13 protein-coding genes are annotated in these 13,078 nt (G+C 65.1%); 8 read left to right on the top strand and 5 right to left on the bottom strand.

The window, feature by feature from the left end:
- Positions 1 to 12: 12 nt before the first annotated feature.
- A complete protein-coding gene (locus tag QWJ37_RS07775) occupies positions 13 to 1,731 on the bottom strand; it encodes an MDR family MFS transporter (protein WP_290244973.1) in 1,719 nt (572 codons plus the stop codon).
- A gap of 249 nt (positions 1,732 to 1,980) precedes the next feature.
- Here QWJ37_RS07775 and QWJ37_RS07770 point away from each other — a divergent pair, with 249 nt between their 5' ends.
- Positions 1,981 to 3,021: a DUF2776 family protein gene (locus QWJ37_RS07770; RefSeq protein WP_290244972.1), complete on the top strand. Its 1,041-nt coding sequence runs from the start codon at positions 1,981 to 1,983 to the stop codon at positions 3,019 to 3,021.
- Between the two features lie 59 nt (positions 3,022 to 3,080).
- On the opposite strand, the gene QWJ37_RS07765 is transcribed toward QWJ37_RS07770, so the two are convergent.
- Positions 3,081 to 3,656: a DUF2087 domain-containing protein gene (locus QWJ37_RS07765; protein WP_290244971.1), complete on the bottom strand. Its 576-nt coding sequence runs from the start codon at positions 3,654 to 3,656 to the stop codon at positions 3,081 to 3,083.
- Positions 3,657 to 3,695: 39 nt separating this feature from the next.
- Positions 3,696 to 4,034 carry a chorismate mutase gene (locus QWJ37_RS07760; protein WP_227901687.1) on the bottom strand — a complete coding sequence of 113 codons (339 nt, stop codon included), beginning with the start codon at positions 4,032 to 4,034 and terminating at the stop codon, positions 3,696 to 3,698.
- A 119-nt stretch (positions 4,035 to 4,153) separates the two neighbouring features.
- Here QWJ37_RS07760 and QWJ37_RS07755 point away from each other — a divergent pair, with 119 nt between their 5' ends.
- Positions 4,154 to 4,603, top strand: coding sequence for a VOC family protein (locus QWJ37_RS07755; RefSeq protein ID WP_227927717.1), 450 nt, complete (start codon positions 4,154 to 4,156; stop codon positions 4,601 to 4,603).
- Here the strand turns inward: QWJ37_RS07755 and QWJ37_RS07750 are convergent.
- Positions 4,600 to 5,370, bottom strand: a complete 771-nt coding sequence (locus QWJ37_RS07750) for an SOS response-associated peptidase (RefSeq protein ID WP_290244970.1) — start codon at positions 5,368 to 5,370, stop codon at positions 4,600 to 4,602. The two genes, QWJ37_RS07755 and QWJ37_RS07750, sit on opposite strands and share 4 nt — an antisense overlap.
- Positions 5,371 to 5,507: 137 nt before the next feature.
- On the opposite strand from QWJ37_RS07750, the gene QWJ37_RS07745 reads away from it, so the two are divergent.
- On the top strand, positions 5,508 to 5,732 hold the full coding sequence (locus tag QWJ37_RS07745; protein WP_146361879.1) for a mycoredoxin: 225 nt from the start codon (positions 5,508 to 5,510) through the stop codon (positions 5,730 to 5,732).
- Here the strand turns inward: QWJ37_RS07745 and QWJ37_RS07740 are convergent.
- Positions 5,729 to 7,957: an efflux RND transporter permease subunit gene (locus tag QWJ37_RS07740; protein WP_290244969.1), complete on the bottom strand. Its 2,229-nt coding sequence runs from the start codon at positions 7,955 to 7,957 to the stop codon at positions 5,729 to 5,731. The two genes, QWJ37_RS07745 and QWJ37_RS07740, sit on opposite strands and share 4 nt — an antisense overlap.
- A gap of 236 nt (positions 7,958 to 8,193) precedes the next feature.
- Between QWJ37_RS07740 and QWJ37_RS07735 the strand changes: the two genes are divergently transcribed.
- From QWJ37_RS07735 to QWJ37_RS07715, 5 genes are all read left to right on the top strand, one after another.
- Positions 8,194 to 9,279 carry an S-(hydroxymethyl)mycothiol dehydrogenase gene (locus tag QWJ37_RS07735; protein ID WP_290244968.1) on the top strand — a complete coding sequence of 362 codons (1,086 nt, stop codon included), beginning with the start codon at positions 8,194 to 8,196 and terminating at the stop codon, positions 9,277 to 9,279.
- Entirely contained in the window at positions 9,279 to 9,920 is a 642-nt protein-coding gene (locus QWJ37_RS07730) for an MBL fold metallo-hydrolase (protein WP_290244967.1), read from the top strand. The genes QWJ37_RS07735 and QWJ37_RS07730 overlap by 1 nt, the downstream gene beginning before the upstream one ends.
- A 107-nt stretch (positions 9,921 to 10,027) precedes the next feature.
- Positions 10,028 to 10,201: a hypothetical protein gene (locus QWJ37_RS07725; RefSeq protein WP_290244966.1), complete on the top strand. Its 174-nt coding sequence runs from the start codon at positions 10,028 to 10,030 to the stop codon at positions 10,199 to 10,201.
- 136 nt (positions 10,202 to 10,337) lie between these two features.
- Complete coding sequence (locus QWJ37_RS07720) at positions 10,338 to 11,156, top strand: DUF427 domain-containing protein (protein ID WP_290244965.1); 819 nt, start codon at positions 10,338 to 10,340, stop codon at positions 11,154 to 11,156.
- A 1,084-nt stretch (positions 11,157 to 12,240) separates the two neighbouring features.
- Positions 12,241 to 13,038 (top strand): hypothetical protein, encoded by a 798-nt coding sequence (locus QWJ37_RS07715; RefSeq protein ID WP_227927710.1) that lies wholly within the window; start codon positions 12,241 to 12,243, stop codon positions 13,036 to 13,038.
- Positions 13,039 to 13,078 lie beyond the last annotated feature (40 nt).

The following is a 13,078-nucleotide window of genomic DNA, read 5'->3' as shown; positions in this document are numbered from 1 at the left end:
CTGATTTGCGTCCTATTCCACTTCCGCTTCCACCCGGGCGGTTCTGGACAGCGGCTGCTGCACAATAAAAAACGTCAGGATGAAGGCTGCGGCCAGAAAGGGAACGCCCAGCAGGAAAATGGGCGGCAGGGCTTCCCCGAAGGCGGACTTGACGAAGTTCTGGGCAGCGGCGGGAAGTGCCTTGATCGCGTCCGGACTGATTGAGTTCGCCCCGCCGGACGCCGCATCCCCGGCTCCGGGAGGCGCCGAGGCCAGCTGATCGTTGAGCCGCTTGATGAACAGCGACCCGAACACCGCAATACCCAGCGACGCGCCCAGCTGCCGGAAGTAGTTGGCGGTGGACACCCCGGTGCCCATGTCATTGGGCGGAACACTGTTCTGCACAATGAGTACGGTGTTCTGCATCAGCGCGCCGATGCCGAGTCCAAGGACCAGCATGCCTGCGGCAGTGAACGAATACGGCGTCGTACTGGAAATCCGCGAGAGCATAACCAGCCCGAGGATCATGATTGCCGACCCGAGGATCGGATAGATCTTGTACTTGCCGGTGCGCGAAATCAGCTGCCCGGTACCGATGGACGTGATCAGCAGGCCGGCCGTCATGGGCAGCATCATCAGCCCGGATACAGTGGGGGACGCGCCGTTGACTATCTGCAGGAACGTCGGCAGGTAGGCAATGGAGCCGAACATCGCCACGCCGACAGCCAGTCCTACCAGTGTGCAGATCAGGAAATTGCGGATGGCGAAGAGCCGCAGCGGAAGGATGGGCTCCCGGGCCCGCAGCTCCACGGGGATGAACACCGCCACGCTGACTACAAACACTGCGGCCAGGGTCAGGATGGTGGGCGAGGTCCAGGCGTAGTTGTTCCCGCCCCAGCTGGTCAGCAGCACCAGCGCCGCGCTGCCGATGGCCAGCAGGGCGGCGCCGGCGTAATCCAGTGAAATGCCCTTCGCGCTGTTCCGGGGCAGGTGCAGGGCGCCGATGATAACGGCGAGCGCAAGGACCCCGATGGGCAGGTTGATGTAAAACACCCAGCGCCAGGACCAGTTGTCCGTCAGGTACCCGCCCAGCAGCGGCCCGCTGACAGAGGCGATGCCGAAGGCCGCCCCGATCAGGCCCATGTACTTGCCGCGCTCGCGGGCGGACACAATGTCTCCGATAATCGCCTGTGCGCCGATGATGAGCCCGCCGCCACCCACGCCCTGGATGGCGCGGTAAGTGATCAGCTCGGCCATGCTGTGCGACTGTCCGGACAGTGCCGAGCCGGCCAGGAACACCACAATGGCGAAAATGAAGATGTTCTTGCGTCCCAGCAGGTCACCCAGCTTGCCGTAGATGGGCAGCCCGATGGTGGAGGTCAGCAGATACGCGGTAATCACCCAGGACAGATGGTCCAGTCCGTGCAGGTCCCCCACGATGGTGGGCAGGGCTGTGGACACGATGGTCTGGTCCAGGGCGGCAATCAGCACGGCCAGGATCAGTCCGGTGAAAATGAGGGCGACCCGGCGGCTGGAGTGCTCAGGGGCGCCCTGCCGCCCGGAGGGCAGGTCCGGGGACGCAGGACCGCCTGTCGAAGCACCCGGGGGCGCCGGAGCAGCGGCGGGACGTGCCAGCGTCGCGCCGGAGTGGGCAGCCAGCGATACGGTATTGACCGGGGCGCCCATGGCGCCGGTCATCCCTGCGGCGGGGTGGGCTGCTACTGTTCCGCGGGCGGTAAACCTCTCTGCCATACGCATCTCCTAGGAAATTTCCGCCGGAAGGTGGCAGTCCGGGTTGCCCTTTCCATTCGACGCCCGCGGTGCCGCCAAGTCAACGGTCCGCGGCGGCGTCACCGCTGCGGAAAACGAAGCCGCACGGAGACGGAGCGGCTCCCCGCTGACAGCCTTGTTCCGCGCGCACAGCAAGTGCACACTGGGCCTCAATACGGACCGTCATGATGCCGAAGCCCGCACGATCCACGATGTCTTTCGGGGTACGCCATGAACCGCACCATCAGTATTGTTTTTCGCGCGATACCGCTTCTGATGGGCGCTGTCTGCCTGTCCTATGGCCTCTACATTCTGGCCGGGCCCGACGATGCCAGCCATTTTGTCGCCGGACACGTCAACGTCGGGCTGACCGCCATCTGCTATGCACTGTTCACGACGGCCGCCACCATCATCCGGCAGCTCATCAACCGTTACGGGCGCGTGTGGGGGATCATTCTGCCGCTCTCCGGCTATATGGCTGCTGCCGCCGCCCTTATCTGGGGCATCATCCTTGCCAACCGGGAGAACACCGCAGCGCACCTGACGGCGGGCTTCGTAGTAATCGGTGTCGGCTTCGTCGCCGCATGCGTCAGCACCGTCGCGGCTGCATCCACGAAATTCACCCTGATCCAATCTGCACAGTTGCTCGATCCGCTGGGCGGACCGCCGGAAGGTGCCCACTCCCGTGCCGCCGGCGCCGCACTGATCGCGGTTCCGGCTGCCGCCGCCATCACCGGTTTTTCCCTGGCTGCCGGCCTGCTGATGCGCGGAGACATTCCCGGATTCGTGGCCGGCCACGTCATGATCGGACTGTCAGTAATCTGCACCGCACTCATCGCCCTGGTGGCGAGCATCGTGCGCCAGATACGCAATGCCTTCAACGACAGCGAGCGTTTGGCCTGGCCCTGGCTTGTGGCTGCCGCGGGAGCCGTCAACCTGCTGCTCGGATTCTTCGTGCTGTTCAGCTCAGGTGAACCCGCCAGGCTGGCCCCGGGATGTGTGCTGATCGGCCTAGGGCTGATCTGCTTCAGTATCCTGTCCAAAGTGCTGCTGCTGGCCCTCGTCTGGCGCCGCTCGTTTGCCCTGGCCAACCGCATCCCGCTGATGCCCATCGGAACAGCGCTCACCTGCCTGTTTTTCGCGGCATTCCTTTTTGAAGCCGCCGGCACGGACCCGGCGTTCTTTGTCCCCGCGCACGTGCTGGTGGGACTCGGAGCCGTCTGTTTTACGCTGTTCTCCATCGTCTCGATCCTCGAGGCGGGAACGGAGTAGCGGCGGCTGTTCGTCCGGCGGCCGGGCCCGCTGCCTCGGGTCCGGCAGAGAAGAGGCGGTCAGGCAAAGTCCATTCCTTCCGCCGGGCGGGGGCGGGTGAGCCAGTACCGGGTGCCGGCCGGATCGCGGGCCACAATGCCCTCGTCCACCAGATAGCGGCGGATGGCCGCGGGATCGGCGGTGTACCCGGCCAGCCGGGCCGTCAGGTCCTTTTCGGACAGCACCGGCCGAAGGCCCGGCTCCGGCGGTACAGCGTGTTCAAAAACCTCCCCGGCCACCAGATGCAGCAGTTCGAGCCGGTCGGAGCGTTTGCGCGGGTACGCCTCGATCCTGCCGTTCACCAGGAACCGGCGGGCGGAAGAGTCCGGCGGCTGGACGCCGGCGGCGAGCAGGTCGCGGAAGAGGGACGGCGAGGGCTCCACCCGGTTCTCCCGCACGGTCAGCAGTCCCGCTTTTTGCAGCACCGCCAGCGACTTGGCTTCGGCGGAGGTGAGGTGTGCCGGGTCCAGCGGGGCGCCGTCGTCGGCCGCCAGCACGGCGCGGGCGTACAGGTGCAGCCGGCGCGGGTCCGCGAGCGCCGCGGCAACGGGACGCCAGGCGTTTCCGCGGCCGGGGTGGTCTGGTTCATGCGCCACAACATACCGCACGCGGCTCAGCCGCCCCGGCCGGAGCTCCTAGCTGCGGCTGAAGGCGTCCAGCTTGCGCTGGGTTTCCATCTGCTGGCGTACCTTGAGTTCGTAGTCCACGAAGGCCTCGATCATGGCCTTGTACGTGCGTTCAACCACGTTGCAGTCGCTGTCCTGATCCTCGGCAGCCTGCCGGACGTGGGCAATCACTTCCTCCATGCGCTTGGGTGACCGTACGGCGTCGTCGTTTTCCTTGAGCCCCCCGGCGAGACGGACCAGCCGTTCCCGCCGCCAGATCAGCGCAACGATTTCCTCATCGATTTCGTCAATTGCTGTCCGGACATCATCTAGCTGTCCCGAAACGGATTTCTGCTCAGCTGTTTCCATGGTTTAAGAGTATCCAGTACCCGCCGGCACCTTGGGCGCAATTGCCGCCCCGCGGCGGGGCTTACCCGTTTTCCGCGCCACAATGCGCATTCCACCGCGTTCAATGGCAGGATCAAAACGTGAACCCCCATGTATCCGTGGTGACCGTAGGCGTACGGGACCTCGAAGTAACTTACGCGTTCTATGCTGCCCGGCTGGGTTGGACGCCGCTGCAGTACGTTCCGGAGGAAGTGCTGTTTTTCCAGGTGAACCACGGCCTGGTGCTGTCCTTCTTCCGCGCCGACCATCTGGCAGCGGAAGCCGGGCCGTTGGGCGATATCCGCGACGCCCCCTTCACCCTGGGCCACAATGTGGAGTCTCCGGCCGATGTGGACGCCGTGCTGGCCAAGGCCGCCGGCGCCGGCGGGCAGATCACCGCGCCGGGAAGCCAGATGAGCTGGGGCGGGTACTCCGGCTACTTCACCGATCCGGACGGCGTGCGCTGGGAGGTCTGTTGTAACCCCGGGCTGACCGTGGGCACCTCCGGGCAGGTCACCCTGGCAGTCCTCGGGCCGGATATGAGCGGCTAGAAGAGCACCTCTTCCACCGTGCCGGCCGGTTCCCCGGGGTGCAGCAGGTATTCCCCGTCGTTGCGGACGTTGCCGACGGCGGGGTGGGCCGGGTGCAGGGCCCAGTCCGACGCCGCCGCATACGCCTGTGACACAACCGCGCCCACCAGCTCCGGGGCATCCCGGCGGGAGGGATCCAGCCAGGCGGCCATCGCGGCCGGCGAGAGCGGCAGCGGCAGCCGGTCATGCAGGTCCGCCAGGTCCCGAAGCACCGGTTCGGTGTGCTCCGCCGGGGGCGAGGCAACGGTCAGGATGGACGTGGAGAGCAGCCACCGCTGGGGATCGGCCTGTCCCCTGGCCGGATCGCGCCACCATTCATAGAGTCCGGCAAAGAAGATGGGCCGCCCGTCCGGCCGCGAGACATAAAACGGGCGGCGGGTTTTACCGGGCCCGGTTTTCCATTCGTAGTATCCGTCCACCGGGACAGCGCAGCGGCGGGCGGCGACGGCGTCGCGGAAGGTCGGTTTCTCCAGCACTGTCTCGGTCCTCGCATTGAAGGCCCGCACCCCCACCGATGCGTCCCTGGCCCAGCCCGGCACCAGACCCCACTTCGCCACGTGCACCTGACGGACCCGCCGGCCGTCCACGAAGCGTTCGAGCACCACGGGCACGTCCGACGTCGGTGCAACGTTCCAGGAGGCACGCAGCTCAAGGTTCGCATCGGCTTCGGCCTCCGCCTCGGCGACCAGGTCCGCTGAAGCCCGGGCCATCACGTATCGTCCGCACATGCCACCAGTCTGCCACCGGGAATGGAGCCGCCCCGAATACTGTTGGAGTAGGCAACCCGATCATTTCAACCGTCAAAAGGAGCACCCCCGTGGCCGCCACAGCCGAAGCCTTCACCCCCGCCGCCGGAACCATCACCATGTTCTCCACCTCCTGGTGCGGATACTGCCGCCGCCTGAAGTCCCAGCTGGACAGCCAGGGCATCGGCTACACAGAGGTGAACATCGAGGACGTCGAGGGAACCGCAGATCTGGTCGAAGCACTGAACGGCGGCAACCAGACGGTCCCGACCGTCATCTTCCCGGACGGCTCCTCCGCCACCAACCCCTCCGCCTCCGAGGTCAAGTCCCGCCTGGGCCTCTAGCGCTCCGCCGCCGCGTTTGGCCCGGTCCCGCGCCGGGCCAGCCGCGAGGGCCACCAGATCCGCTGCCCGATGTCATAGGACAGGGCCGGCACCAGCAGCGAGCGCACCACCAAGGTGTCCAGCAGCACGCCAAAGGCGACGATAAACGCCAGCTGCGCCAGGAACAGTACCGGGATCACGCCCAGCGCCGCGAAGGTTGCCGCCAGCACAATACCGGCGCTGGTAATCACGCTGCCGGTGATCATCAGCCCGCGGATCACCCCTTCCCGGGTGCCGTGGCCAATGCTTTCCTCCCGCACCCGGGTCATCAGAAAGATGTTGTAGTCAACGCCCAGGGCCACCAGGAAGATGAAGCCGTACAGGGGCACCGCCGGATCCGCCCCCGGGAAGTGGAAGACGTGGTTGAACACCACGGCGGAAACACCCATGGTCGCCCCGAAGGACAGCAGCACCGTCAGGATCAGCAGGAACGGTGCCAGCAGCGACCGCAGCAGCAGCATCAGCAGGAACAGGATCACCACCAGGACCACCGGGATGATCAGGTTCCGGTCATGGGCGGCCGCGGCATTGGTATCGATAGTGGTCGCCGTGACCCCGCCGATCAGCACATCCCCGATGCCGGCCGTTTTGTCCCGCATCTCGGTCACCGTCTGCTCGGCGGAGTCCGATTCCGCCGATTCGGTCAGTGTCGCCTCCAGCAGGACCTTCCCCTCCACCACCTTCGGCGCGCCTGAGGTACCGGGCACGGGCGAGGCCTGCACGCCGTCGGCCGTCACCGGCAGCGTTCCGGCCGGAGTACCCGTGGCGTTCACCGCCAGTGCATCGACGCCGGGCACCGACAGGACGGTCCGGGCAACGGCGTCCAGTTCACCTTCCGGGGCGACAATCAGCGCGGGGCTGCCGGAGCCGGAGGGAAAGTGCTCACCCAGGACCTGCTGGCCTTCCTTGGCCGCGGTCTCGCCCAACACAAAGTCGCTCTGCGGCACCCCGGAGGCACGCAGCTGCAGCAGGCCGCCTGCCGCAATCAGCAGCACCAGGGTAGGCACCACCCAGACCCGGCGCGGATGGCCCTTGACCGTGCGGGCCACCCGTGGCCAGAACCCCTTGGCCGAGTTGCCGTCCCGGTCCGGGTGTTCCGAACCGAACGCCGGCCGCCGCGGCCAGAACGCCGCCCGGCCGGTCAGCATCAGCAGTGCCGGCAGCAGCGTCATGGCGGCCAGGAACGCGAAGCCGATGCCGATGGCTGCCACCGGTCCGAGCGCCTTGTTGGAGTTGAGGTCGCTGAGCAGCAGGCACAGCAGGCCGGCCACTACGGTGGCGGCGGAGGCGAGTACCGGCTCAAAGGTTCCCTTCAGGGCCGCCTTGGTAGCATCCCAGCGCCCCTCATGGTCGCGCAGGGATTCCCGGTACCGGGAGACATAAAGCAGTGAATAGTCCGTTGCGGCGCCGATGCCCAGGATGAACAGAATCCCCTGTACCTGCCCGTTCAGGGTCAGCGCCCCGGCCTTGGCCAGGTAAAACACCACCAGGATGGCTGCCGAGAGGGCCAGGATCGAGGTCAGCAGGACCAGGAACGGCAGCAGCGGGGAACGGTAGACCACCACCAGGATCACCAGCACCGCCAGCGCTGCCACCAGCACCAGTGAGGTGTCGATGCCGCCGAAGGCTTCGGTGATGTCCGCCAGCTGCCCGGCCGGCCCGGTCACGTAGCCGTCCAGGCCGGGCGGAATGCCGTCCTTCACCACACTGTTCAGGTTCTCCACGGTGGCCGCAGCGCCGTCGTTATCCTCCACGGGCACAAAGAGTTCTGCTGCCTTGCCGTCCTCAGAGAACTGCGGCGGGGAGACCTTGCCTGCGACGCCGTCAACCTCCGCCAGGGCGGATGCCCGGCCGGTGACGAACGTCCGGTCCGCTTCGTTCAGGCCGCCGTCGTTGACGTACACCACCACGGCGGGGATGGCGTTGCTGTCCGTGAACTTCTCCTGCAGCTCCGCCACCTGCGTGGATTCGGAGCTGGCCGGCAGGTAGGAGGTCTGGTTGTTATCCGCCACTTCACTGATCTTGCCGAAGTACGGGCCTCCGACGCCGCCGACCGCCAGCCAGGCCAGCACCAGCAGCACCGGCAGCAAGAAGACGCGCCAGCCGGTGCGCGGCCTGCTTCCGGGAGAGTGGCGGGTGCTGCCGGACGCTGTAGGCATGCTGCTGCCGGATGCTGAGGCGTTCATGGGCCGTCCTAGGGCTAGGTGGCACTCCGGGAATATCAGCCGCGGCATGTACACGCTGCAGACCCTTTTCCGCCTTCCATCGTAGGACTGCGCCGTCGACGGCGGCAGTCCCTGCACGGTTGCGCCGGAAGCGGAAGCGTAATTCCCGGCTTCGCTCCGGCCGCATCGCTTCATAGGATGGAAACCGGGACGCCGGACGTCGGCGCCCCGCCGAACATCGCAGGAGGCAGCACCCCATGGTCCATAAGGTTCAGGCCGTAGTCGTCAAGGAAAAGAACGCCCCCGTCTCGCTGGAGACCATCCTGGTGCCGGATCCCGGCCCCGGGGAAGCGCTCGTGGACATCCTCACCTGCGGTGTCTGCCATACCGATCTGCACTACAAGCAGGGCGCTATCAATGACGACTACCCCTTCCTGCTTGGCCACGAGGCCACCGGCGTGGTTTCCGCCGTCGGCCCCGATGTCACCGAGGTGGCCCCCGGGGACCGCGTGGTGCTGAACTGGCGAGCCGTCTGTGGCGAGTGCCGCGCCTGCCGCAAGGGCGAGCCGCAGTACTGCTTCAACACCGCCAATGCCACCCAGAAGATGACCCTGGAGGACGGCACCGAGCTGACGCCGGCCCTGGGCATCGGCGCGTTCGCTGAAAAGACCCTCGTGGCCGCCGGCCAGTGCACCAAGGTGGACGACGACGTCGATCCCGCCGCCGTGGGCCTGCTCGGCTGCGGTGTGATGGCCGGCATCGGCGCAGCCATCAACACCGGCCAGGTACAGCGCGGCGAATCCGTGGCCGTCATCGGCTGCGGCGGTGTGGGCATTGCCGCCGTCGCCGGCGCCAAGCTGGCCGGAGCCACCACCATCATCGCGGTGGATATCGACCCCGCCAAGGTGGAGATGGCCAAGGCGCAGGGCGCCACGCACGGGATCAATTCCAAGGAAGAGGACCCGGTCGAAGCCATCCGCGCGCTCACCGGCGGTTTCGGCGCCGACGTCGTCATTGACGCTGTCGGCCGTCCGGAAACCTACAAGCAGGCCTTCTATGCCCGTGACCTCGCCGGCCGCGTGGTGCTGGTGGGTGTGCCGAACCCGGACATGAAGATCGAACTGCCGCTGGCGGACGTCTTCGGCCGCGGCGGCTCGCTGAAGTCCTCCTGGTACGGCGACTGCCTGCCGTCGCGGGACTTCCCCATGCTGGTGGAGCAGTACAAGCTCGGCCGGCTGGACCTGGATGCCTTTGTCACCGAGCGCATCGGCCTGGGCGACATTGAGGAAGCCTTCGCCAAGATGCACGACGGCAAGGTCCTGCGTTCGGTGGTGGAACTCTAATGTTCCGCATCGACAACGTAGTCACCTCCGGGACCTTCTCGCTCGACGGCGGGACCTGGGACGTGGATAACAACGTCTGGATTGTCGGTGACGACGCCGAGGTGATCGTCATCGATCCCGCCCACAACGTTGACGCGATTGCCGACGCCGTTGGCGACCGTGAGGTCATGGCCATTCTGCTCACGCACGGACACGATGACCACATCCGGGCCGTCGAGCAGGCCCGGGACCGCTTCAGCGCCCCGGTGTTCCTGCATGCCGCGGACCGGATGCTCTGGGACGCGGTGTTCCCGGACGAGGGCCCGGATGACGTGATTGAGGACGGCGACACCTTTGAGGTCGCCGGGCACACCCTGCGCGCCCTGCACACCCCGGGGCACTCCCCCGGATCGGTCTGCTTCTCGCTGGCCGCAGGCGAGGATGTCCCGGAGCCGGTGGTGTTCAGCGGTGACACGCTGTTTAACGGAGGACCCGGCGCCACCGGACGCTCCTACAGCGACTTCCCCACCATCATCGAGTCCATCAGGGAACGCCTGCTGACGCTCCCGGCGGAAACCAAGGTGCTCACCGGGCACGGCGACGCGACGTCGATCGCCGCCGAGGGTCCGCACCTGCAGGAATGGATCGACCGGGGCCACTAGGACCGGTGTCGCGCCTGTTGCACCGCTGCTGACGGCCCGGAGTTAGGCTTGGGCAACCGGACAACCTGACCCGCGAGCAGAATCGAGGCAAAGCGATGGATCGCAAAGTGATTAATCGGATAGGCCCGCCGGTATTGTTCCTTGCCGCAGTTTTCATTTATGCGGTGATCCTGGGCGGCCCCGTCAGCCTCGCACAGCTGCTCCTTACCGCTCTGATCATCCTTGCCGCCTGGGCAGTCGCTGCACGCCTCATCACACCGAAGCAGCACCGGGACCCGTAAATACCGGATCCGGAGTGGATGCACACCGAAGGCCCGTGCACACCGCACGGGCCTTCGGCATGTCCCGGCCGTGTCCGGGACTTGATCAAATCCGCAACCCCTTGTATCCGCTTTCACCCCGCAAGAGACTGGTTTCATGGCACTGCAGATCAGCCCCGCATTCTGGAACTTCCTCCCCGAGCTGCGTTTCGAGCCCACGCCGCGGCGCATCCGTGCACAACTCGGGAACAACACCGTAGTGGATTCCACCAGTGCGGTACTGGCGTACGAGCCGCGGCGCGTCACGCCGCTCTATGCTGTCCCTGCCCGGGACATTGCCGCTGAGCTGATCGCCGCCGATCCCCCGGACCGGGACCCGCTGGATGCTGTCCCGCCTGCGGCATTGATGGATCCGCGCTATCCCTTCGCCGCACATACCGCGCCCGGCAAGCGACTGGATCTGCGTGCCGGATCCCATGACCTGCCGGGCGCAGGCTTCCGTCCGGATGACCTGGATCTTGCCGGCTACGTGCTGCTGGACTTCGACGCGTTCGACCGCTGGCTGGAAGAGGACGAGGAAATCAAGGGCCACCCCCGCGATCCCTTCCACCGGGTGGACGCCCGGCAGTCCTCGCGGAACGTGCGGGTGCACCTGGGCGGACAGCTGCTGGCGGAAACCCGCGAACCGGTCTTCGTGTACGAAACGATGCTGCCGGTGCGCACCTACTTTCCACGGAGCGACGTGGACTGGGATGCCCTGCAACCGTCACTCAAGCAGTCGGTCTGTCCCTACAAGGGAACTGCGACCTACTGGTCCGTGGCCGGGCAGCCGAAGGGCACCGACCTCGCCTGGTCCTATGAGACCGTGTTACCGGATTCGGCGCAGCTCAAGGACCGGGTCTCGTTCTTCGACGAACGGACCGACGTGTACGTGGACGACGCCAAACAGGACATCAATTCCCTGTTCCGCTTCTGAGCCGCGCTACTGCTCCGGTATCAGCCAGGCTGTTCGTTCAACGATGGTGAATCCCAGCCTGGCAAGGTTTCGAATACTTGGCGCTCCAGGAGCTGCGGTAGCAGTCGCCAAGGGGATACCGAGAGCTCTTGCCTGTCGAAGGCGGTGTGCCAGGAGGGCGGCTTGGGCACCAGCACCTCGAGCAGCTGAAAGGGTGGAAGCACCGCCAAATACCGCCCCCGTGGGGTGCACTGACATGGCAGCTGCGGCGAGGGGCTCGTCGTTGCGGGAGGCGATGAAACCACGGACCATCGGGTGGGCGTGCTCCGCCCGGATCAACTCCCCGATCTCCCTTGACGCGGCGTACCCGGCGTCAAGAAGGTCCAGAAAGAGGCTCGTATCCCTCTTTGTGGAGACCTGGTGGATTTGCCACTCGTCACTAGCGGTGCCGTCCAACCGGTTGTTTGAGCTCGGGCATACGTAGGCAATCGGCCGGGTAGGTGCCGGCGTGTATCCGTCCTCTAGCAGTCGGTCGGTGAGGCTTAGCGATGGCGTTGTCGCGATGAGGGTTGGTTGATGCGGGGCCGGGAACTGTCCGAGGACGTCAGGCAGAGCCAGAACAGACTGATCGTCCAGACCCTCGACAGTGTTAAGGAACCCATATTGGTCCCCGGTGGCCATGCTCGCCCGCAGTCCACCATGTAAAAATGATTCGAATCTACCCACCAGTCCTGCGGCCGCGGCTGCAGCCAGCGATAGCGATTTACGCTGGAATATAGCCAACTCCGCAGCTTGAATAGACTCTTCGACGGTATCGGGCATACCCGAAGCCTAACTTCAGCTGATCAACCACGTGGAGTGAACCGCAGCGGTAAACGGCATAGTTCCTGTAGCTGTTTGTGGCCGACCAGTCTCGTACGCTCATCGTTCAACGGACCCACGCCGACCGGCTGGACCACCGCCAATTCACCGCCACTCAGGCGACCAAGGACGACAGCGGTTTATATAACTTCGAACACCAGCCGCTACGAACATATATGGGGTGCATTCAGGAGGTAGTCCGACTAAGTTCGCACAATGCGAGATGATGTGCAGCATGGTTTACATGCCCCACGCCACACAGGCTGACCTGCAACTTCTGGTGTCTATCGTTAATCAGGTTCGGCGCTGGACGGACGACAAACAGCAGCCCATGGAGGTATGGCCCGGCAGCGAAATGGAAGCGGACGAAGCAGCCTGTGCACCCGATTGTTCTCCGGCACACCTGGTTCTGTGGACTATCAATAGCGCCACGGACAGTCTGCATGCCATCACGGAAATGATTTGGACCCGCGGTAAGTACATCCCTACTGCTTTCTATCCGCTGATGCGTACTGCGTTGGTCAGCGTAACGAGGGCTCTCTGGATTCTTCTGCCGGACGATCCTGGGGAACGTCGTAAACGAGCATTCGGGGAGGCGCTTAAGGAGGCGACCAGTGAACGTCAAGCACTTGTCGAGTTCAACACGTTGCCAAGCGTAAGCCGGATGTTAGAGACGCCGCCGGGCGAACTCATCGCGGACTTGGACATACGGATAAAGAAGTTGTCGGCAAGGCTGGAAGGTGAGAAGCCGAAGGGCGATACCCGCATGATTAAAGCGCTTGCTGAGCAAGTCTCACTTCAGTCTGATCTCCCCGATGCCGACGAACTAGTCGGTAGATACATGCTTATGTGGCATGCATTTAGCGGCACTGTGCACGGTTTTACTTGGCAGGACCAGTTCGCTGCAGTTGTCGATGAAGATCCTGGCACCGAGATAATAGGTGACTTCCTCCAAAACTTGCTTCACGTTGCGTCGGCGGTCGAGGAGGCCCTCGACCTTTACATGCGACGGGCCGGTCAGGCGAGACTGTTGCCCTCGTGAGTAAGGACCAGCTTTACAACCGCGCAGTCCATCTCTCTAC

The sequence above is a fragment of the Arthrobacter sp. YD2 genome (assembly GCF_030410475.1).
GTDB classification, from domain to species: domain Bacteria; phylum Actinomycetota; class Actinomycetes; order Actinomycetales; family Micrococcaceae; genus Arthrobacter_B; species Arthrobacter_B zhangbolii.
Note: the sequence above shows the minus strand (reverse complement) of the source record. Positions and strands in the feature narration are given on the sequence as shown.

Coding starts and splice junctions, on each gene's coding strand:
- QWJ37_RS07775 (WP_290244973.1), bottom strand. CDS start 1,731: ATGGCAGAGAGGTTTACCGCCCGCGGAACAGTAGCAGCCCACCCCGCC.
- QWJ37_RS07770 (WP_290244972.1), top strand. CDS start 1,981: ATGAACCGCACCATCAGTATTGTTTTTCGCGCGATACCGCTTCTGATG.
- QWJ37_RS07760 (WP_227901687.1), bottom strand. CDS start 4,034: ATGGAAACAGCTGAGCAGAAATCCGTTTCGGGACAGCTAGATGATGTC.
- QWJ37_RS07750 (WP_290244970.1), bottom strand. CDS start 5,370: ATGTGCGGACGATACGTGATGGCCCGGGCTTCAGCGGACCTGGTCGCC.
- QWJ37_RS07745 (WP_146361879.1), top strand. CDS start 5,508: ATGTTCTCCACCTCCTGGTGCGGATACTGCCGCCGCCTGAAGTCCCAG.
- QWJ37_RS07740 (WP_290244969.1), bottom strand. CDS start 7,957: ATGAACGCCTCAGCATCCGGCAGCAGCATGCCTACAGCGTCCGGCAGC.
- QWJ37_RS07735 (WP_290244968.1), top strand. CDS start 8,194: ATGGTCCATAAGGTTCAGGCCGTAGTCGTCAAGGAAAAGAACGCCCCC.
- QWJ37_RS07730 (WP_290244967.1), top strand. CDS start 9,279: ATGTTCCGCATCGACAACGTAGTCACCTCCGGGACCTTCTCGCTCGAC.
- QWJ37_RS07720 (WP_290244965.1), top strand. CDS start 10,338: ATGGCACTGCAGATCAGCCCCGCATTCTGGAACTTCCTCCCCGAGCTG.
- QWJ37_RS07715 (WP_227927710.1), top strand. CDS start 12,241: ATGCCCCACGCCACACAGGCTGACCTGCAACTTCTGGTGTCTATCGTT.